We start from the raw sequence: 19991 nt of genomic DNA on the forward strand, positions 1-19991 counted from the left end.
CCTGCCGCGCGCTCCCCAGTGGCGGCAGGGCCGATGATCGCTGGTCGCCATTGTCATTGACGCCAAGCTTGCAATGCCTCTTTCTTGGCGTAAAGATGGTGATTAATCAATATCTCTTTTGACAGATTGGCTGTGGGATATTGTATGTAAGGCATATGATATCAGCAAAGGGAGAGGGACAGGGTGGCGTACCCCGATCTGTATCTGCACATCGATGGCGAGCGAGTGAATCGCGGCAACCGCCGCACCTTCCCCGTCCTGAATCCCGCGAACGGCGAGGTGCTCGGCGAACTGCCGCTGGCCGATGCCGCCGATCTCGATCGTGCGCTCGACGCCGCGGCACGGGGATTCCGTGTCTGGCGCGATTCGACGCCGCAACAGCGTGCCGCCGTCCTGAACGGCGCGTCGCGGCTGCTGCACGATCGCATCGACACGCTCGCCCACGTGATGACGCTGGAAGAAGGCAAGACACTAAGCGAAGCGCGAACCGAAGTGATGATGGTCGCCGGGCTCTTCGCTTTCTATGCGGGCGAGTGCCAGCGCCTCTATGGCCGAGCGCTCGTGCGCCCGACCGGGCAGCGATCGACCGTGACGCATGAACCCGTGGGGCCGGTCGCGGCGTTCGCGCCATGGAATTTCCCCGCGGGCAATCCCGGCCGGAAGCTGGGCGCGCCGATCGCGGCGGGCTGTTCGGTGATCCTGAAGGCCGCCGAGGAGACGCCCGCTTCCGCGCTTGCGGTGCTTCAATGCCTGCTCGATGCCGGGCTCCCGCCCGGCGTGGCGCAGGCGGTGTTCGGCATGCCCGACGAGGTCTCACGTCACCTGCTCGGCTCGCCGGTCATCCGCAAGCTGAGCTTCACCGGATCGACCGCGGTGGGCAAGCACCTCGTCAAACTTGCCGCCGAGGATATGAAGCGCACGACGATGGAATTGGGCGGCCATGGGCCCGTGCTGGTGTTCGGGGATGCGGATGTTGATCGCGCGCTGGATACGATGGCGACTGCGAAGTGGCGCAATGCGGGGCAGGTCTGCGTTTCGCCCACTCGCTACATCGTCCAGCAGGACGTGTTCGCGCGCTTCCGCCGGGGATTCATCGAGCGCGCGCAGGCATTGCGCGTCGGCGACGGTCTCGATCCGCAATCGCAGATGGGTCCGATGGCGAATGCGCGCCGGCCCGAAGCCATGGAACGGATGGTCGCCGATGCAATGGCGCGGGGCGCGACGCTCGACACGGGCGGCGCGCGGATCGGGAACCGGGGTTTCTTCTTCGCGCCGACCGTGCTGAGCGAAGTCCCGCTCGCGGCGCAGGTGATGAACGAAGAACCGTTCGGCCCCGTCGCGATCATCAATCCCTATCCCGACGAGGAAGCGATGGTCGCCGAAGCGAACCGGTTGCCCTACGGCCTCGCCGCCTATGTCTGGACCGGCGACCCGCAGCGGCAGAAGCGCGTCGCGCGCGAAATCGAGGCCGGGATGGTCGGCGTCAACACCTCGATGATCGGCGGGGCGGATTCGCCCTTCGGCGGCGTCAAATGGTCCGGGCACGGCAGCGAGGACGGCCCCGAGGGACTGCAGGCTTGTCTGATAACCAAGGCGGTGCACGAAGCATGACTCACGCACTCGAAACCGGCGGCGGCCGCGGTTATCTGCGCATTGCGACCGAGGAGGCCTTTGCGACTCGCGAGCAGATCGATGGCCTGCTGCGGCTGATCCGCGAGGGCCGGGCCGACAAGGGCGTGACCTCGCTCTGGAGCTTCTACGGCCAGTCGCCTTCGGAACGCGCCGTGACGATCCTCGAACGGCTGCTCGATCTCGGGGATCGCCGGATCGCCGACATGGACGCGACGGGGATCGACGTTGCCGTGCTCGCGCTCACCTCGCCCGGCGGCCAGCCGTTCGAGGCGGAGGAGGCAAAGGGAATCGTCCACCGCGCCAACGATCAGCTCTCCGCGGCGGTCGAGCGGCATCCCGCACGCTATGTGGGGCTGACCAGCATCGCGCCGCAGGATCCCGAATGGTCCGCCCGGGAAATCCGGCGCGGCGCGGCGGAGCTGGGCTTCAAGGGCGTGATGGTCAACAGCCACACCCAGGGCCGTTATCTCGACGAGCCTTTCTTCGATCCGATTTTCCGCGCGCTCGCGGAGGTCGGCCAGCCGCTTTACATCCATCCGCAATCGCCTCCCGACGCGATGATCGACCCGCTGCTCGAGGCGGGGCTGGACGGGGCGATCTTCGGCTTCGGGGTGGAAACGGGAATGCATCTGCTGCGGCTGATGACCATGGGGATATTCGATCGCTACCCCGATCTGCAGATCATCGTCGGGCACGGCGGCGAAGCGCTGCCTTATTGGCTGTACCGGCTCGATTTCATGCACCAGGCCGGCGTCCGCTCGGGTCGCTACGAACGGTTGAAGCCGCTGAAGAAGGGGCTGATCGATTGCATGCGCGAGAATGTCGTCGCGACCACCAGCGGCCTGCCCTGGGAGCCGGCGATCAAGCTGTGCATCGATGTGATGGGCGAGGATCGCGTGATGTACGCGATGGACTATCCCTATCAATATGTGGCGGACGAAGTGCGCATCCACGACAAGCTCGATTTGCCGCGGGCCACGCTTCGCAAGCTGATGCAGACCAACGCAGAGCGCGTGTTCGGCCTCACCGCGCGCTGAGCGTGAGCGCCGCTATGCCGCCTGCGCGGGAAGCCAGTTGCCGTGAAGCCCGAAGCGCATCCGCACCGGGATGCGCGCGCTGGCGATCGGCCCCTTGGCGATTTCGGTCGCGTCGAACAGCAACAGGTCGCTGGCGCGCTCCTCCAGCCGGTTGCAGATCTGGACGATCCAGCCATCGCCCTCGGGTGCGTCGGCACTGCGCGGGATGAAGCACGGCTCCTGAAGGCTGGAGACAGGGCCGCACCACCAGCTCTGCTCGGTGCCGGTCTCGTGGTCGACCATTCCCAGCGTGTTCATCACGGCGCCCCCCGCGCTGCCGCCCTTCAACTCGACCGGCTTGGTCGGGTCGATCACCAATAGCCATCCATAGCGATAAGGCAGGCCCTGATAGCGATCGTCGATTCGCGGAAACTCGCCGGCCATGTTCGTCAGCCGCCGCTGGCTTTCGAATTGGTCGGTATTGGACGCCATGTTCACTGTCCAGCGCGTCAGGAAGCTCGCCGATTCGGCCGGATTGAACGGCGCGCCATGGACGTCGGGGAAGAAGGGAAACATGTTGTTCTTCGCCACCGGCGTGTCGAAATGGATCCGGTCGCCCTCCTGATAAGCGTTCATCACATGGCTGGCGAAGCAATTGTCGGTGGTGAACCAGCGAATGTCCTCTGCCGTCGTGCCCTCGCGACGAGGAAGTACGCCGAGATGCACGGGCAGAGTCGTGTCGAACCCGAAATGCGGCTTGCCTTGTGCCAGCCTTTCCCAGCTGCCGGTGATCGGCACGACATGGAACAGCGCATAATCGCGCGTGATCGCGAAATCGTGCATCATGCAATAATAGGGATTTTCGAACCAGATCTCGCGCTTCAGCGTGCCGTCGGGGGCAACTTCATAATAGGTCATGTCGCGCGTGCAGATGCCTTTCGAGGCATAGCCGAAGCCGATCATATCGCCGGTCGCGGGGTCGATCTTGGGGTGCGCGGTGAAGGTCTCTCCCGTCATCCGCCCGCCGAAATCGGTATAGCCGATCGTCTCCAGCGTCTCGGGCTCCATCACCAGCGCCGGGCTGTCTTCCTTGAGCGCATAGAGCCTGCCGCCATGCAGGAACACATTTGTGTTCGCCGTGCCGCGGATCGTGCCCTTTGCCGCCGGATCGTCGGTCAGCGGATTGCGATAGGCGCCGAACAGCGATCGGCCCGCGGCATGTTCGAGCTTCCACTTGTCGGTCCGCGCCCAGCGCTGGCGGAAGTGCACGCGGCCGTTGTCGAAGCTGAACATCGCGACCATGCCGTCGCCGTTGAACGGGATGTCGTTGCCGAGCAGCGGCGGGAACTGCGGGTCGGGCTGTACGCGATAAAAGGCGCCGCGGATCTCGGGCGGGATGGTGCCTTCGATCGCGAGATCGAAGGCGTCGCCCTCGACGCGCGACGGCGTGTTGAATCCGGTGAAGGCAGGCGTGTCCGGGAAACTGCTCATGCGATCCTCTCTCCAACCTCCGCTGTCGTGCGGATGCACGATCGGAATTCTGTTCGGATAGTCTAGCATGAATTGATAAATCAACTAAACATGCATTGCATGAGCACTGTCCGCGACATCACCATCGCGCTTCTGCGCACCCTGGGCATGACGAGGGTCTTCGGCAATCCGGGGTCGACCGAACTGCCGCTGTTCCGCGATTTCCCCGCCGATTTCGAATATGTGCTGGGCCTTCAGGAAGCCACGGTGCTGGCGATGGCCGATGGTCATGCGCAGGCGACGCGCAACGCGGCTTTGGTCAACCTGCACAGCTCGGCGGGGGTCGGGCACGCGCTGGGCAATCTCTTCACTGCCTACAAGAACCAGGCCCCGCTGGTGGTCACTGCGGGGCAGCAGGCGCGCTCGATCCTGCCGTTCGAACCGTTCCTTCATGCCGAGCGCCCGACCGAATTCCCCCGCCCTTTCGTCAAATGGGCGTGCGAGCCGGCGCGCGCGGCCGACGTGCCGCGGGCGATCGCGCGCGCTTATCATATCGCCATGACGCCGCCGTTCGGCCCCTGTTTCGTATCGGTGCCCGTCGACGACTGGGACCAGCCCGGTGAGCCCGTGGAGGCGCGGACGCTGGCGATGAGCAATCCGGGCGACCGCGCCGCGCTGGACCAACTCGCGGCGCAGCTTCGTTCCGCGAAGAACCCCGCGCTGGTGCTCGGCGCCGGCGTGGCGCGCGATCAGGGATGGGAGGCGGCGATCGTGCTTGCCGAGGCGCAGCGCGCCTGCGTCTATGCCGCGCCCTTCGCCGCCCGCAATGTCTTTCCCGAGAGGCATCCCCTGTTCCGCGGGTTCCTCAAAGCCAGCCGGAGCGACGTCGTCGCGCGGCTCGCCCGCCACGACTTGGTGGTCATCGCGGGCGGACCGCTGAACTTGTATCATACCGAGGCGCCGGGACCGCACCTTCCCGCGGACACCGCTTCCTGGATCATCGACGACAATCCCGCCGTGCTGAGCTGGGCGCCGTCGGGCAACGCGATCCTCGCCAACTCCAGGATGGCGCTGGCGTATCTCGCCGCCGCCGGGGTCGGTGTCCAGCGGCCGATACCCGATACGCCGGCAAGTCCGGCGCCGCCGCCCGAGGGCATGAGCGACCGCCTGGTCATGACGCGGATCGCAGCGTTGCGCCCCACGGGAGCGATCGTCGTCGAAGAGGCGCCGTCGAGCCGAGGCGCGATGCAGGAATTGCTGCCGATGCTCACGCCCGACAGTTTCTACACGACCGCCAGCGGCGGGCTCGGCTATGCCTTGCCCGCCGCCGTCGGCATCGCGCTGGCGCGCCGCGGCGAGCGCGTGATCGCGTTGCTGGGCGACGGATCGGCAATGTATTCGATCCAGGCCCTGTTCAGCGCCGCCCGTGCCGCGGTGCCGCTGAGCGTGCTCGTCATCGCCAACCGGCGCTATGAGGCGCTCGAGCAGTTCGGGCGCCATTTCGGGCTGAGCCGGGTGGAAGGCACCGACCTTTCGGGAATCGACTTCTGCGCGATCGCCAGCGGACACGGCGTGGCGTCCCGCCGCGTGGAGACGCTGGAGGAGCTCGATGCCGCCCTCGCCTGGTCGTTCGGCGAAACCGCGCCGACGCTGGTGGAAATAATGGTCCCCTGACGGCGGAGATCGGAGCGGATGGAGGATCTTTCGGTAGCGGTGGTCGGTGCGGGCGCGATGGGCTGCCTGTTCGCCGCGCGGATGGCCGAGGCCGGCGCCAGGGTTACCGTGATCGACGTCGATGCGCGGCGGCTCGATGCGATCCGTAGCCGGGGGATCGTGCTGACCGACGATGCCGGTACGCGGGCCGTTTCCGTCCATGCTGCGCGGGCGGACGATTTTTCGGAGCCCGTCGATCTTCTGCTGCTCTTTACCAAGGGAATGCACAGCGCGGCGGCGATCGCCTCGATGGCGCATCTGCGGCATCGGGTTTCCGTCGCGCTGACGCTGCAGAACGGCGTGGGCAATGCCGAATTGCTTGCCAGCGCCTTCGGTGCCGATCGCGTGCTGATGGGGACCGCGCTGATTCCCGCCGATCTCACCGGCCCCTGTTCGGTCGAGACGCACGGCTTCGCCAGCCTGCAGCTCGGCGCATTCGGCAATGCCGGGGCGGAGACGGTGGACCGGGTGGGCGACTTGCTCGAACGCTCGGGATTCGCTGTCCATCGCCACCGGGCGATCGCCGTCGCTTTATGGGAGAAGGTGGCGTTCAACGCTGCGCTGAATGCCACCGGGATGATCTGCGAAGTGCCGAACGCCGGCCTCGACAATCTCGCCGGCCGCCGCATCGCGACGGCCGTGGTGGACGAGACAGTCGCCGTTGCGGCATCGAAAGGGCTGACAGTCGATCGCGAAGGCATCCTCGCGCATATCGATGCGGCACTGCGCGAACACGGCGCCCACAAGGCGTCGATGCTTCAGGATCGCGAGGCGGGAAGACCCGGCGAGATCGAGACGATCAACGGGGCGATCGCCGCCGAAGGAAGAAAGGCGGGCGTCGCGACCCCGGTGTGCGACACGCTCACCGATCTTGTCCGGATCATCGAAACGGCCAGCCCGATCGGGCGCGATACGGGTTAGGGATCGAACAAATGCGGCGCGCTTTCGATCAGGCGGCGAGTCACCTTTTCCAAGGCCGTGTTGAGCTCGACGCGCTCGCCATCGCTCAGATCGGTCAACCATTGTTCGTAGAATTTGCCGCGTTCGCCGCGGATCGCGGCATGGACGGCCTTCCCCTCCGCGGTCAGCGAAACAAGGCTGCTCTTGCGGTTCCGCGGATTGGCCTCACGCTGCACGAAACCGCGCTGCTCCAGCGAACCGAGCGCGCGGCTCACTTCGGCGCGGTCCGAATAGGCGACGCTCGCCACCTCCGCTGCGCTGCACTTTCCGATCATTTCGACATGCGTGAGCACGCGCCATTCGGCGAGCGAAAGCTGTGCCGTATCCCGGACGTGCTGCGCCGTAACCCGATCGATCATCTTGCTGAGCAACAGGAGTCGATAGGGGATGTGCGAAGGGCCGAATTCGAATGGAGATCTGTCCGTCATAGCCTCTATGGACGTGTTGGTCCGCATATTGGTCTCTGCATCGCGATTCTCTAGCTGCCAGAATCGATATTGTCTTGCTGTTCAATGCGTCTGTATTGCGCAGCAGTGTTGACAAATCAACTAATCCGGCCTTTATCCGCCCCTATGAGCGGACAGCATCCTTTCACGCCCGGGCTCGAATATGCCTTCACGATCTCGATCGTTCTGTCGAAACCCTATTGGGTCAAGCCAGGCGCGCGCGGGGATATCCGCGCAGCGATCTACGCCGCGGAAGGTGTGGTGGAGGGGCCACGGCTCAATGGCCGCGTGGTGCCGATGTCGGGGGGCGATTTCCCCTTGTCGCGCCCCAATGGCGTGATCGACTTCGACGCGCGCTACCTGCTCGAGGCCGACGACGGTGCGATCATCTATCTCGAGAATCGTGGGTTTCGGTGGGCGCGTAGTCCGGAGATTGCCGAGAAGATGCGGCGCAACGAGGCGGTCGCGTTCGACGATTATTACATGCGGGTCACGCCGCGCTTCGATGCGCCCGCCGGACCGCACGAATGGATGTCGCAGCACGTCTTCGTGGGCGTGGCGGAAAAGGTCCCGAACGCCAACCGGATCCATTATTTCGTCGTGCTTTAGGGAGGCGATGTGCGTTTTCGGCCGTTGATGCGCCCGGGGAGCGATCCGTTCAGCCACCCCACCAAGCCGCCGCTGCCGCCGGCCGACCATGCGCGCTGGACCGCGCGCGGGCTGACGATCGAACGCAACTGCCGCATCCCGCTGCGCGACGGCGTGGAGATATTCTGCGATCTCTATCGCCCCGAGCAGGCGAATTCGAACCTGCCCTTGCTGCTTGCCTGGGGCCCCTATGGCAAGCACGCGCGCACCAATCGTGTCTTCTGGCCGCGCTCGGGCGTCGATCCCGAATGGCTGTCGGACCTGACCGCGTTCGAGGCGCCCGATCCGGTCTGGTGGGGTGCGCAGGGCTATGCGGTGGCGGTGGTCGATCCGCGCGGTGCCTGGCTGTCGGGCGGCGACTTCCACCATAACGGCATCCAGGAGGCCGAGGATTGCGCCGACGCGATCGAATGGCTGGGGCGGCTGCCCTGGTCGAACGGCCGCGTGGGGATGACGGGCGTGTCCTATCTCGCGGGCATCCAGTATCTGGTCGCGCCGCTGCGCCCCGGCCCCCTCGCCGCGCTCAATCCATGGGAGGGCTTTTCGGACTGGTATCGCGAATTCGCCTATCATGGCGGCATCCTCGAAACGAATTTCCTGCCGCGCGCCTGCGACAATATCCAATGGTCGCTCAACCGCACCGAGGATAGCTGGGCGAACATCACCGGCCACCCGCTGATCGACGACTATTGGCGTTCGAAGGAACTCGATCTGGAGGCGATCCGTCAGCCCGCTTATGTCGTCGCGAGCTGGTCCGATCAGGGATTGCACCTGCGCGGAACGATCGAGGCGTGGCGCCGGATGGGCTCGGCCGAGAAATGGCTCGAGATCCACGGCCAGAAGAAATGGGCGCATTATTATATGCCCCGCAGCCGGGAGCGGCAGCGCGCATTCTTCGATCACTACCTGCGTGATCGGCCCACTTCCCTCGCGGCCTGGCCGAAGGTGCGGATCGAAGTGCGCGAGCGGCATGGCGTGGCCGAGGAGCGCGCCGAAGCGGAATGGCCGCTAGCGCGCACCCGGTATCGCAGGCTGGCGCTCGACGCCGCCAGCGGGACGATGGGCGGCGAAGTGCAAACCGAAGGCGCGGTGCGCTATCCCGCGCGCGAGGGCAGCGTGTCGTTCGACCATCGCTTTGCCGAAGCCACCGAGATCACCGGCCATGCCGGCCTGAAACTCTGGGTCGAAGCGGAGGGCAGCGACGATCTCGACCTGTTCGTCGCGTTGCAGAAGATCGATGCGGCGGGCGCGCCCGTCGGCTTCACTTTCTATGCCTTTTACGAGAATGGCCCGGTGGCGCTCGGCTGGCTGCGGGCCAGCCACCGGGCGCTCGATCCCGAACGTTCGCGCCCCGAGAAGCCGGTGCATCTGCACACCCGGGAGGATCGGCTCGCACCAGGTGAATGCGTGCCGGTCGAGATCGAGATCTGGCCGTTCTCGGTTCGCTTCGCCGCCGGCGAGACGCTGCGGCTGATCGTTTCCGGATCGGATATCTATCGCAAGGAAGAAGGCGCGATGCTGCCGTTTCCGCTGCACGAGCAGACCCGGAACGCGGGCACCCATGTCATCCGCACCGGCGGCGCGTATGATTCCGCGATCCTGCTGCCCTTCGTCCCGCCACAGGAATCCACCGAATGACCAATGCGGACTGCACGCTGGAGCATGTCTTCGACATCGAAGTGCTGTTCGGCGCGGATCGTCACATCTTCGGTCCACTGCCGGGCGGCGGCAATCAGGGGTACACGCCGGCCATAGGCGGCACGATCAGCGGACCGCGCCTTTCGGGCCGCGTGATTCCCAATAGCGGCGCCGATTATGCGCTGGTCCGCGACGACGGCACGATCGAGCTGAGCGCCCATTACATGCTGGAGGCCGACGACGGCACGAGCATCTATATCCAAAATCGCGGCTATCTCGTCCGCGCCCCGGCCGGCAGTCCCCAGCCCTCCTATTTCCGGCTCACGCCTTATTTCCGGGTTCCCGCAGGACCGCACGACTGGCTTTCGCGCACGGTGATCGTGGGGGGAGGCGAGCGACGGACGGACCCCGACCGTTCGCTGTTTCGCTACTACGCACTGACCTGAGCGTGCGGACGGAGCGAAACCGGGACACCTCCTCCTCGCCTGCCCAGAGCTATTTAGAGGCACGCACGCGGCCTTGCGTTATTGTCCCGCGAATGAGCTCCATCGGATCCAGGGTACCGCGCGGTGCGGCCGACAGGCTTGCCCATCTCCTCAAGCTGGTGGCGGCGGGCCCTCCCCAGTTCACGCTCGGCGAGTTGGCGGCCTCCGCCGGCCTGCCCGCAAGTTCGGTGCATCGCTTGCTCCAGGCACTGGTCCGCTCGGGTCTCGTCGAACGCGGCTACGGTCAGAGCTACAGGCCCGGGCGCGAATTGCACCGGCTGGCATCGCAACTGGTCGCCGGATTCGATCTGGTGCGCTGCGCACGACCGCTGCTCGAGGAGCTTGTCGCGCACTGGCACGAGACTGCGGTCCTCTGTACCTACAGCCCGGCGATGCGCGTCGGGATCATCGCGGACGTCGTGATGACGCCGCATCCCCTTCGCTTTGCCGTCGAGCGCGGCGGCGAGATCCAGCTCCCCTGGGGGTCGCTGGGCCGCGCGATCCTCGCCTTCCTGCCGCAAGGCGATTCGGAAGCGGTCATACGAGAGGCGACGGTAGGGCCGTTGAGCGGCCGGCCGCGCTCATCGCGCAAGGATCTCGAGGCGGAGCTGCACCGCATCCGTGAAAGCGGCTATGCCCGCTATTTCGATCCGCGCTACGATATCGCCGGAATTGCGGGCCCGGTTTTCGGCACCTTCGGCGAGATCGTCGGATGTCTGGGGGTGACGATGCCCTCGAAGCGATATCAACTGCATCTCGAAGACGATCTGGCGGCCGCGGTGCGCCGGTCCGCAGCTGCGCTGAGCGAAAGGGCCGCGATCTCACATAGTTGATCGCCTGCGTTCCGAGCGTTCCGTCCCCGCCGCGGATCGGCATTTTTCCGTATTTCGGAATTGATCTTCCGATACCCGGAAACGCCTTGACAGTTGATTACTCAACATATCCAATCCCGGTTCTCGCGATGCTGCAAAGGCACGCGACCAGCCCTTGGGGGGGATGCAATATGAGAATTCGACCAAATTCGCTGCACGCGACGGCTTCGATACTCGCACTCGCTATAGCCGTCTCCGTCGCCGCGCCGGCGGCGGCGCAGGACACTGGCGGCCAGCAGGATCAGGAAGCCCAGTCCAACGACCAGGCCAACGACGAGATCGTCGTCACTGCGCAGTTTCGCGAGCAGAAGCTGCAGGATGCACCGTTGGCGATCACCGCGCTATCGGGAGAAATGCTCGAGGCGCGCGGCCAGACGAGCATCGCTGACGTGGGCAACCAGGCTCCGAACGTCACGCTGCGCCAGGCGCCCGCCACCTATGGTCCTGCAGTGGTCGCGTACATTCGCGGCGTCGGTCAGCGCGATACCAGCTTTGCGCTCGAACCGGGCGTGGGCCTGTATATCGACGATGTCTATCTACCGACGATGCACGGCTCGCTGCTCGACCTGATCGATCTCGATCGCGTCGAGATCCTGCGCGGCCCGCAAGGAACGCTCGCCGGACAGAATTCGATCGGCGGCGCGATCAAGCTCTATTCGAAGAAACCCGACGGCAATGGCGGCGGCTATTTCCAGGCGACCTATGGCAGCTACAACCGCGTCGAGCTGCGCGGCGCGGCCAATTTCACGATCCTGCCGAACCAGTTGTTCGCGCGCGTTTCAGGCACAGCGGTCCACAAGGACGGCTATGTCACGCGCTACGACTATGCCTGTACGCACCCGGGAACCCCGATCCCTTCTTCGGTCACCAACAACAAGGGCTGCAAGCTCGGCACCGAGGGCGGCAAGGATTATGTCGCGGGTCGCCTGGCGCTGCGCTACCAACCCAGCGACAACGTCACGCTCGATATCGTCGGCGACATGACGCAGGACGAGAGCGAATCCGGTCCGACGACCTTGCTCTATGTCGGCCAGAACGCCAATCCCGGCGTGACGAACACCGGCTCCGCCACTACCGGCCCGTCGGCGGCTGCCTATACGATGAAGGGCGTGCGCTACGGCACTTCCACCGGATCGCAGTTCATCAGCTATTCGCCTTATGGCAATTACGCACAGGATAGCTTCAGCAACAGCCCCTATGTCAGTTACGAGAATTATCTGGAGCTCGCGCCGCGCGACGGATCGGGGCCCTGGGCCGCACCGATCAAGTCAGCGATCGATTCCTGGGGCGTTTCGGCCAATCTGACCGTCGATCTTTCGCCGGATTTCAGCTTCACCTCGATCACGGCCTATCGCAAGTTCAACGGCGTCTACGCCTCCGCGGATGGATCGCCCTTCTCGCCGACGCTGCAGGCGAACCGGATCTGGAATCGGCAGTTCAGCCAGGAGCTCCGGCTCAATGGCCGGGTAGGCCCGTCGTTCAATTTCACGGTGGGGGGATATTATCTCCACAAGCGCAGCGAGAATATCTCGCGCGTCACGCTTCCGACGCTCAATTTCATCGAAGACAATGAGATCCCGGCGACGACCAAGGCCGTGTTCGCCAACGCCGATTGGGAAGTGCTCGCCGGGCTCCATCTCGTCGGCGGCATACGCTACACCGATCTCGAAAAGTCCTTCATCTATGGGCGCAAGGGCATTCCCGGCTCGAGCTCCGGAGGCGCCACGCCCCCGTCGATCGCATCGATCGACGGACTGGTCGGTACCTTTTCCGGCGATCGCGTCGATTGGCGCGGCGTGATCCAGTATCGCTGGTCGGATCAGCTGATGACCTATGCGCAGGTCTCGACCGGGTTCAAGAGCGGCGGCGTCAATCCACGCGTCTTCTTCCCCGCACAGGCGCTGCCGTTCGGGCCGGAAAAGCTGACGGCGTACGAGGCCGGGTTCAAGAGCGACTTCCTCGATCGCAAGGTGCGGCTGAACGTCAGCGGCTTCCTCAACAAATATGACGACATCCTGGTCACCGTGGCCAGCTGCCCCCTGCCCGGCGCGCCGGCCACGCCCTGCGCCCTGCCGCTCAACGCCGGCAAGGCCGACGTGAAGGGCGGCGAAGCCGAACTGACGCTTCGCCCGCTGAAAGGCGTCGCGATCGACGCCGCGCTCGCTTATCTCGACTTCAAATATACTGCGATCTCGGCAGCGGCGGCGACTTCGGGAATCGGCCTCGAGGACAAGGGGCAATATATCTCGCCCTGGCAGTGGAATATCGGCGCGCAATATGAACATGTCTTCGCGAGCGGGGCGACGCTGACGCCGCGGATCGACGTCAATCACCAGGACACGTTCAACCGCAACGCGAACAACGTGGATGCAGTGACCGGCGGTAAGGACATTTTCGGCCAGGTCGAAGGCCGCACTTTGGTCAATGCGCGGCTGGCCCTCCGCATGCCCGACGACGCCTGGGAATTCGCGCTCGAAGGGCGCAACCTGACCGACAAGCTCTATTATTCCGACGTCTTCGACAATCGCGGATCGACCAATTCGATCCAGGGATCGGTCGGCGAGCCGCGGACCTGGGCAGTGACCGTGAAGCGCCGTTTCAAATGAAGCTTTCCGGAGGCGGGATTCGTGCCGCCTCCGTCTTCTGAATTGCCGGCCATGATTTCGAAGGAGCCTATTGTGACCAGTCAGGTGATGTTCGATGCCGGCAAGGGCCCGGCGGGTTCACCGATCGTCGCCGGCCTGCCCATGCCGGAGTTTCGCAGGATCGGCGTCGAGCCGATCTCCGGGGCATGCGGGTGCGAGATCAGCGGCGTCGATCTGCGCGAGCCGCTCGACGATCAGGTCCTTGCCGAGATCATGAAGGCGTTCGAGCATTTCCTGGTGATCCTGTTTCGCGACCAGAAGCTGACGCCGGAGCAGCACAAGGCTTTTTCACGCCATTTCGGCGACATCACCGAACTGCCCCAGGCACCGACCTATGACGGGCATCGCGACATGCAGGAGGTGCGTCGCGAAGCGCACGAACCCGAGAATGTAGTGCCGTCGTTCGAGCATTTCCACACCGACAGTCCGTTTCTCCTCCGTCCGCCCAAGTGCATCGTGATGCGCGCGCTGGAAGTGCCGCAATGGGGCGGCGATACGGCGTTCTCGAACGCCTATCTCGTCTACGAACATATGTCCGATGGCCTGAAGGCGCTGCTCGACGGACTGCAGGTCGTCTATTCGGGCAAGGACATCTGGGCGAAGAACGAGAAACTCGCGCCCGAGAAGCGTCTGCGCCTGCGCGAGAGCCACGATTTCACCGAGGACCAGCTCGAGAGCATCCATCCCGCGGTGCGCGTACATCCCGAGACCGGCCGCAAGGCGCTGTTCGCCACGACGGCCTATTTCAAGCGCTTCGTCGGCTGGAGCGAAGAAGAAAGCCGTGCCCTGCTCGCCTATCTGCAGAGCCTCGCGCAGCATCTTCATTATCACTGCCGCGTGAAGTGGCGGAAGGATACGCTGATCGTGTGGGACAATCGTTTCACGCTTCACCGCGGGATCCATGATTTCAAATATGAGCGGCGCCACTTGATCCGCACCACCGTGGTGGGCGAACGGCCGCTCGGCCCCGCGGACATCGCGAAATCATGAAGGTCAGCGCGGCAATTGCCGAAATCCTGTCGCGGGAGGGTGTCGACGTCCTCTTCGGCTATCCGCGCAACGCCGTGCTGGAACAGGCGGCGGCGAAAGGCATCCGCACCATCATCGTCCGCCAGGAACGCACCGGGCTGCACATGGCCGATGCGCTGTCCCGCCTGACGCGCGGGCGGCGGATGGGCGTGTTCGCGATGCAGCACGGCCCCGGCACCGAGAATGCCTATGGCGGCGTCGCCCAGGCCTATTCGGAGAGCGTGCCGGTGCTGGTGTTGCCGCAAGGCTATGCGCGGCGGCTGGCGCACGTCCCCGACAATTACAACGCCAGCGTCTCGATGCGCGACATCACCAAGACCTGCGAGCCGATCCTGCGCGCCGAAGATGCGCCGGCGGTCCTGCGCCGCGCGTTCAGCGCGCTGCGCAACGGCCGGCTTCGCCCCGCGCTGGTGGAAATGCCGTGGGATGTGCTCGACGAAGAGATGCCCGGGCCGATCGACTATGCCCCCGTCGTCACGACGCGGTCCGCGCCCGATCCGGAAGCGATCGCCCGGGTCGCCGACCGCCTGGTCGCGGCGGAGCGGCTGGTGATCCATGCGGGGCAAGGGGTGCATTGGGCGGAAGCCTATGCCGAATTGCGCGGCCTGGCGGAGCTGCTTGCCGCCCCCGTCTCGACCAGCCTCGAGGGCAAGAGCGCGTTCGACGAGACGCATCCGCTCGCTTTGGGCTCGGGCGGCGCGGCGATTCCCGGCCAGCTTCGCCATTTCCTCGACCGCGCCGATCTGATCCTCGGCGTCGGCTGCAGCTTTTCCGAAACGGCGTTCGGCGTCTCAATGCCGGCGGGGGCGAAGATCGTCCACGCCACGCTCGACCCCGCGGACATCAACAAGAGCGTGCCGTGCATCGATGCGCTCGTCGGCGATGCGGGGCTGACTCTGGCGATGCTCATAGAGGCCTGCCGCGATCGGCTGCAGGCTCCCCGCGATCCGGGCGCCGTGACGCGCGAGATCGCCGAGGTCGAGGCCGAATGGCTCGCACAATGGCGGCCTCTGCTCGAAAGCGAGGAAACGCCGCTCAGCCCCTATCGCGTCCTTTGGGAACTGCAGCGTACCGTGGATGTCGCCAACACGATCATCACGCACGACGCCGGATCGCCGCGCGATCAGCTCACGCCCTATTGGAAATCGATTTCGCCGCTCAGCTATATCGGCTGGGGCAAGACCACCCAGCTCGGTTACGGGCTGGGACTGGCGATGGGAGCCAAGGTCGCCTGCCCCGACAAATTGTGCATCAATGTGTGGGGCGACGCCGCGATCGGCTTCACCGGCATGGACTTCGAGACCGCGGTTCGCGAGCGCTTGCCGATCCTGTCGATCCTGCTCAACAATTCGGCGATGGCGATCGAACTGCCGATCATGCCGGTGGCTACCGAGCGTTTCCGCGCGACGGACATCTCGGGCAATTATGCCGATTTCGCCCGTGCGCTGGGCGGATATGGCGAACGCGTCACCACGCCCGACCAGATCGTTCCCGCGATCCTGCGGGGAATCGCGGCGACCGAAGCCGGGCAGCCGGCGCTGCTCGAGTTCATCACCGCGCAGGAAACGCGCGCGTCGCGGCTATGAAGGGCTTGGACGCCAGCGAACGGGGGCATTGGCCCTGGTCGGCCACCTGGCCGCTGCTCGTCCTCACTTTGGTCTCGGTGTTCAACTATCTCGATCGATCGCTGCTCGGGCTCGCGCTTCCCGCGATCAAGCGCGAGCTCGGCTCGTCGGATACCGTGCTGGGGCTGGTCTCGGGGCTGGCGTTCATCCTCTTCTATTCGCTGCTCGGCATTCCGATCGCCTGGCTTGCCGATCGGACGAACCGGCGCAACATCATCGCCGCGGGCCTCACCTTCTGGAGCCTGATGACCGCGTGCACGGGCTTTATCGGCAGCATCTGGCAGCTCGCGGTGGTGCGGCTGCTGATGGGGGCCGGTGAAGCCTGCGGAATGGCCCCTTCCAATTCGATCATCGCCGATCGCTTCCCGCCCGACCGGCGACCGCTCGCACTGGCGCTTTTCGGCACCGCCGCGCCGCTTTCCTATATCCTGTTCTTCCCGCTCGCCGGCTGGATCGCGCAGCACCATGGCTGGCGCGCGATGTTCATCGCGATGGGCCTGCCCGGCGTGCTCCTCGCGCTGTTGCTGATCCTCACGGTTCGCGAACCCGAGCGGACGGCGCCCCCTCCGAAGCGTCTGCCACTGGCGCGCTCGCTGTTCGGCGATCTCGCCGCGCTCTTCTCGAACCGCTGCTTCGTCTGGATCTTCGCCGGCGTCACGCTGATGGGCGCGAACGTCTGGGCGGCGGGAGCATGGACGCCGACCTTCTTCGTGCGCGTCCACCATTTGAAGATCACCGAAGTCGCGAACATCATCGGGCCGACGCGCGGCATCATCGGTCTGGTCGGCATCCTGCTGGGCGGACTGCTGATCGACCGGCTTCCGCGGCATCGGGACTTCTGGCGGGTGGGGATTCCGGCGATCGCCTGCCTGCTGGCGGGCCCGGCGGAAGCGCTGTTCCTGCTCGGCAGCTCCTACCCGGTCTGGGTCGGCGGCTTCGCGCTCGCCAGCTTCTTCACGCTCATCCACCAGGCGCCGATCTTCGCGGCGGTGGTGAACGTCGTGGGCGAGCGGCGGCGCGCACTGGCGATCTCGGTCGTGCTGCTCGGCGCCAGCCTGATCGGCAATGCCGTGGGGCCGAGCGCGGTCGGCGTGCTCAACGATCTCCTCGCCGGCCAATTGGGCGACGACGCCATCCGCTATTCGATGCTGATCATCGCAGTCACCCCCCTGCTCGCGGCGCTGTGCTTCTGGCGGGCGGCGACGCTCTATGCCGCCGCGGCAAACGCCGGCCAGGAAACATGACGATCGACCCGGCCGGCTTGATCGACGATCGGCCGCAGGAAGGCATTTTCCGCGTCGATCGCGCGGTCTTCCGCGATCCCCGCATCTTCGATCTCGAAATGCGGCACATCTTCGAAGGCGGCTGGGTGTTCCTTGGCCTGGCGTCGCAGGCGCCCGCGGCGCATGATTTCTTCACGACCCATGCGGGGCGCGTCCCCATCCTGATCATGCGCGACGGCGAGGGCCGATTGGGCGCCTTCGTCAATTCCTGTCCGCACAAGGGCGCGCAGGTCGCCCAGACCCGCGCAGGCAATGCGCGCGTGCATGTCTGTCCCTATCACAGCTGGAGCTTCGACAGCGCAGGCAAGAGCCGGGGGATCAAGTGGCAACGCGCCGGCTGCTATTCCGAAGCCTTCGACCAGAGCGACCACGGCCTGACGCGACTGCCCCGCTTCGAGGAATATCGCGGATTCCTGTTCGGCAGCCTCGTCGCCGATGTGCCGACGCTCGCCGGGCATCTGGGCGAAGCCGCGCGCTTCCTCGATTTCGTCGTCGGCCAGCCCGAGGAAGGGATAGAGCTGGTACCGGGCGCGGTGACCTTCACCTATGACGCGAATTGGAAGATGCAGCTCGAAAACTGCTCCGACGCCTATCACTTCACGTCGGCGCACCCCTCGTACATCAAGATCATGGAGCGGCGGCAAAAAGGCGAAGGCGCCGTGGCGGTGCGATCGATCTGGGAGCAGTCGCAGGCGTGGAGCGAGGATGCCGAGGGGGTGCAGGGCGGCAGCTACTGCTTCGAACACGGCCATGTGCTCAACTGGGGGCGGATCGGCGTGGCGGATTCGCATCCGTTGCACGAAAGCGCGGGGCAGATCGCGGCGCGGCACGGCGAGGCGGGCCGCGACTGGGTGTTCAACATGCGCAACCTGACGATCTTCCCCAATCTCCAGATCGCCGAGAACGCATCGAGCCAGTTGCGCGTGATCCAGCCGCTTGCGCCCGGGCGCACCTTGATGCGCACCTGGTGTGTCGCGCCCATTGGCGAGAGCGGCGCCGCGCGGCGCCAGCGGATCCGGCAATATGAGGATTTCTTCAATCCCTCGGGCATGGCGACACCCGACGATACGGTCGCCTATGAGAGCTGCCAGCGCGGCCACGCCGGGCGGGTCGATCCCTGGCTGCAAGGCTATGCGCGCGGCATGACGGCGAGCCGCGAGGGCGGGAACATGCTGTCCGACGCGATCGGGGCCTCGCCGGTGCGAAGCGTGCTGGCGGATTCGCAATTGTGCGACGAGACGCTCTATCACAATTATTATCGCGAATGGGCGCGGCGCATGGCTCCCGCCGTCGGATCCGGACGCGCATGACGGCGACGCTATCCCGTGCCGATGCCGAAGACTTGCTCTACCGCGAGGCTGCGCTGCTCGACGAGGGCGAGTGGGACGCGTGGCTGGCGCTTTATACCGAAGATGCGATCTTCTGGATGCCGGCGTGGCGCGACGAGGAGACCCCCGCTTCCGATCCGGACCGCGAGCTTTCGCTGATCTATTATGACGGGCGCCGCGGCCTGGAGGATCGTGTGTTCCGCGCCCGGTCGGGTCAGTCGGTCGCATCGCGCCCGCGTCCGCGCTGCGTGCATTGCATCGGCAATGTCCGGCTGATCGAATGCGCGGACGGCACCGCCGAAATCGCGTCGACCTTCATCGTCTGCCAGCAGGACGTCCGTGCGGATCGCACGCATCATTTCTTCGGCCGCTATCGCCACGTCTTGCGCCACGAACAGGGCGCATGGCGGATCGCACGCAAGCATATCCTGTTGCTCAACGACACCATCCCGACCGTGGTCGATTTCTATTCGATCTGAAGCCGCCGGGAATATGTTGAGGACTCATATTATTTTCGTCACCCCGGCCTTGAGCCGGGGTCCCGCTGGCTTCAGGCCGGGCAGAAGAAGCGGGATCCCGGCTCAAGCCTGTCCTGAGCGCCTGCCTTGCAGGCAGTCGAAGGGGCCGGGATGACTCAAATTTATCAACAGCTTGTATAGGTTATCGGCCTAGGACTGGGCCACGAAATCAACGCTTATCCGTGGATGCGCGTCAGCAGCGCGATCAATTGCTTGATCTCGCGCTGGTTGAAGCGGCCTTTGAGCCAGGCTTCGTGCTCCAGGATCGCCTTGCGTGCCTCGACCAGTGCGGCATGGCCGGCCGGACGCAATGTCAGGGTCTGCCGCCGCTGATCGCCGGCCGACTTGCCGCGCACGAGAAAATCGCGTGCCTGCAGGCGATTGACGATCGCCATTACGGTCGCGCGGTCCATTTGCAGGCGCTGCGCAAGATCGGTCTGTGCGATCCCGGGGTGATCGTCGAGGAGCCAGAGCACCGAGACCTGTTTCTGCGTCAGGCCGAGATGTTCGAAAGTCTCCATGAAGTGGCGATAGACGGCGCCATGGGCCAGCCGGATGTGAAATCCGAGAATATCCCCGATCGCACCGATGCCGCCATCGTCCTCGATCGGCGGTTCGGCCTGTTTGGTCAACGCAATCCCCTGTCGTTCGCTCGATAACCCGATGTCCTGCGCGATCGCGAT

At 65.2% G+C, this 19991-nt stretch carries 17 protein-coding genes; 14 read left to right on the forward strand and 3 right to left on the reverse strand.

The window, feature by feature from the left end:
* Positions 1 to 183: 183 nt before the first annotated feature.
* Positions 184 to 1611 (forward strand): NAD-dependent succinate-semialdehyde dehydrogenase, encoded by a 1428-nt coding sequence (locus BR78_RS0107540; protein ID WP_025561055.1) that lies wholly within the window; start codon positions 184 to 186, stop codon positions 1609 to 1611.
* On the forward strand, positions 1608 to 2669 hold the full coding sequence (locus BR78_RS0107545; RefSeq protein WP_025561054.1) for an amidohydrolase family protein: 1062 nt from the start codon (positions 1608 to 1610) through the stop codon (positions 2667 to 2669). Before BR78_RS0107540 ends, BR78_RS0107545 begins: the two co-directional genes overlap by 4 nt.
* 12 nt (positions 2670 to 2681) lie before the next feature.
* Here the strand turns inward: BR78_RS0107545 and BR78_RS0107550 are convergent, their stop codons facing one another.
* Positions 2682 to 4139 carry a carotenoid oxygenase family protein gene (locus BR78_RS0107550; protein WP_025561053.1) on the reverse strand — a complete coding sequence of 486 codons (1458 nt, stop codon included), beginning with the start codon at positions 4137 to 4139 and terminating at the stop codon, positions 2682 to 2684.
* 99 nt (positions 4140 to 4238) lie between these two features.
* Here BR78_RS0107550 and mdlC point away from each other — a divergent pair, with 99 nt between their 5' ends.
* Positions 4239 to 5792, forward strand: coding sequence for a benzoylformate decarboxylase (mdlC, locus tag BR78_RS0107555; protein WP_025561052.1), 1554 nt, complete (start codon positions 4239 to 4241; stop codon positions 5790 to 5792).
* A gap of 18 nt (positions 5793 to 5810) precedes the next feature.
* On the forward strand, positions 5811 to 6752 hold the full coding sequence (locus tag BR78_RS0107560) for a ketopantoate reductase family protein (protein WP_025561051.1): 942 nt from the start codon (positions 5811 to 5813) through the stop codon (positions 6750 to 6752).
* On the opposite strand, the gene BR78_RS0107565 is transcribed toward BR78_RS0107560, so the two are convergent.
* Positions 6749 to 7162: a MarR family winged helix-turn-helix transcriptional regulator gene (locus tag BR78_RS0107565; RefSeq protein ID WP_231478199.1), complete on the reverse strand. Its 414-nt coding sequence runs from the start codon at positions 7160 to 7162 to the stop codon at positions 6749 to 6751. The two genes, BR78_RS0107560 and BR78_RS0107565, sit on opposite strands and share 4 nt — an antisense overlap.
* A gap of 201 nt (positions 7163 to 7363) precedes the next feature.
* Here BR78_RS0107565 and BR78_RS0107570 point away from each other — a divergent pair, with 201 nt between their 5' ends.
* The 10 genes from BR78_RS0107570 to BR78_RS0107615 all read left to right on the forward strand — a co-directional run bounded on the left by BR78_RS0107570 (position 7364) and on the right by BR78_RS0107615 (position 19269).
* A complete protein-coding gene (locus BR78_RS0107570) occupies positions 7364 to 7846 on the forward strand; it encodes a DUF3237 family protein (RefSeq protein WP_029936008.1) in 483 nt (160 codons plus the stop codon).
* 9 nt (positions 7847 to 7855) lie between these two features.
* On the forward strand, positions 7856 to 9523 hold the full coding sequence (locus BR78_RS0107575; RefSeq protein ID WP_156022267.1) for a CocE/NonD family hydrolase: 1668 nt from the start codon (positions 7856 to 7858) through the stop codon (positions 9521 to 9523).
* A complete protein-coding gene (locus BR78_RS0107580) occupies positions 9520 to 9969 on the forward strand; it encodes a DUF3237 domain-containing protein (RefSeq protein ID WP_025560970.1) in 450 nt (149 codons plus the stop codon). The genes BR78_RS0107575 and BR78_RS0107580 overlap by 4 nt, the downstream gene beginning before the upstream one ends.
* A 92-nt stretch (positions 9970 to 10061) precedes the next feature.
* Complete coding sequence (locus tag BR78_RS0107585) at positions 10062 to 10841, forward strand: IclR family transcriptional regulator (protein ID WP_029936010.1); 780 nt, start codon at positions 10062 to 10064, stop codon at positions 10839 to 10841.
* Between the two features lie 170 nt (positions 10842 to 11011).
* The gene (locus BR78_RS0107590; protein WP_029936012.1) at positions 11012 to 13486 is read left to right on the forward strand and encodes a TonB-dependent receptor; all 2475 of its coding nucleotides are present in this window, start codon (positions 11012 to 11014) and stop codon (positions 13484 to 13486) included.
* Between the two features lie 72 nt (positions 13487 to 13558).
* Positions 13559 to 14515, forward strand: coding sequence for a TauD/TfdA dioxygenase family protein (locus tag BR78_RS0107595; RefSeq protein WP_197021326.1), 957 nt, complete (start codon positions 13559 to 13561; stop codon positions 14513 to 14515).
* A complete protein-coding gene (locus BR78_RS0107600) occupies positions 14512 to 16140 on the forward strand; it encodes a thiamine pyrophosphate-requiring protein (protein ID WP_029936015.1) in 1629 nt (542 codons plus the stop codon). The genes BR78_RS0107595 and BR78_RS0107600 overlap by 4 nt, the downstream gene beginning before the upstream one ends.
* Entirely contained in the window at positions 16137 to 17423 is a 1287-nt protein-coding gene (locus BR78_RS0107605) for a spinster family MFS transporter (RefSeq protein ID WP_051683262.1), read from the forward strand. The genes BR78_RS0107600 and BR78_RS0107605 overlap by 4 nt, the downstream gene beginning before the upstream one ends.
* Complete coding sequence (locus tag BR78_RS0107610; RefSeq protein WP_029936019.1) at positions 17420 to 18772, forward strand: aromatic ring-hydroxylating oxygenase subunit alpha; 1353 nt, start codon at positions 17420 to 17422, stop codon at positions 18770 to 18772. Before BR78_RS0107605 ends, BR78_RS0107610 begins: the two co-directional genes overlap by 4 nt.
* A complete protein-coding gene (locus BR78_RS0107615) occupies positions 18769 to 19269 on the forward strand; it encodes an aromatic-ring-hydroxylating dioxygenase subunit beta (RefSeq protein ID WP_029936021.1) in 501 nt (166 codons plus the stop codon). Before BR78_RS0107610 ends, BR78_RS0107615 begins: the two co-directional genes overlap by 4 nt.
* Positions 19270 to 19484: 215 nt before the next feature.
* On the opposite strand, the gene BR78_RS0107620 is transcribed toward BR78_RS0107615, so the two are convergent.
* Entirely contained in the window at positions 19485 to 19940 is a 456-nt protein-coding gene (locus BR78_RS0107620; RefSeq protein WP_231478200.1) for a MarR family winged helix-turn-helix transcriptional regulator, read from the reverse strand.
* Positions 19941 to 19991 lie beyond the last annotated feature (51 nt).

This window comes from Sphingomonas sp. UNC305MFCol5.2, from assembly GCF_000712135.1.
In the GTDB taxonomy this organism is placed as follows: Bacteria; Pseudomonadota; Alphaproteobacteria; order Sphingomonadales; family Sphingomonadaceae; genus Sphingomonas.

What these genes read in the sequence shown, in the direction of transcription:
- BR78_RS0107550 (WP_025561053.1), bottom strand. Translation starts at nt 4,139, where the DNA reads ATGAGCAGTTTCCCGGACACGCCTGCCTTCACCGGATTCAACACGCCG.
- BR78_RS0107570 (WP_029936008.1), top strand. Translation starts at nt 7,364, where the DNA reads ATGAGCGGACAGCATCCTTTCACGCCCGGGCTCGAATATGCCTTCACG.
- BR78_RS0107600 (WP_029936015.1), top strand. Translation starts at nt 14,512, where the DNA reads ATGAAGGTCAGCGCGGCAATTGCCGAAATCCTGTCGCGGGAGGGTGTC.
- BR78_RS0107545 (WP_025561054.1), top strand. Translation starts at nt 1,608, where the DNA reads ATGACTCACGCACTCGAAACCGGCGGCGGCCGCGGTTATCTGCGCATT.
- BR78_RS0107615 (WP_029936021.1), top strand. Translation starts at nt 18,769, where the DNA reads ATGACGGCGACGCTATCCCGTGCCGATGCCGAAGACTTGCTCTACCGC.
- BR78_RS0107580 (WP_025560970.1), top strand. Translation starts at nt 9,520, where the DNA reads ATGACCAATGCGGACTGCACGCTGGAGCATGTCTTCGACATCGAAGTG.
- BR78_RS0107605 (WP_051683262.1), top strand. Translation starts at nt 16,137, where the DNA reads ATGAAGGGCTTGGACGCCAGCGAACGGGGGCATTGGCCCTGGTCGGCC.
- mdlC (WP_025561052.1), top strand. Translation starts at nt 4,239, where the DNA reads ATGAGCACTGTCCGCGACATCACCATCGCGCTTCTGCGCACCCTGGGC.
- BR78_RS0107560 (WP_025561051.1), top strand. Translation starts at nt 5,811, where the DNA reads ATGGAGGATCTTTCGGTAGCGGTGGTCGGTGCGGGCGCGATGGGCTGC.
- BR78_RS0107610 (WP_029936019.1), top strand. Translation starts at nt 17,420, where the DNA reads ATGACGATCGACCCGGCCGGCTTGATCGACGATCGGCCGCAGGAAGGC.
- BR78_RS0107585 (WP_029936010.1), top strand. Translation starts at nt 10,062, where the DNA reads ATGAGCTCCATCGGATCCAGGGTACCGCGCGGTGCGGCCGACAGGCTT.
- BR78_RS0107590 (WP_029936012.1), top strand. Translation starts at nt 11,012, where the DNA reads ATGAGAATTCGACCAAATTCGCTGCACGCGACGGCTTCGATACTCGCA.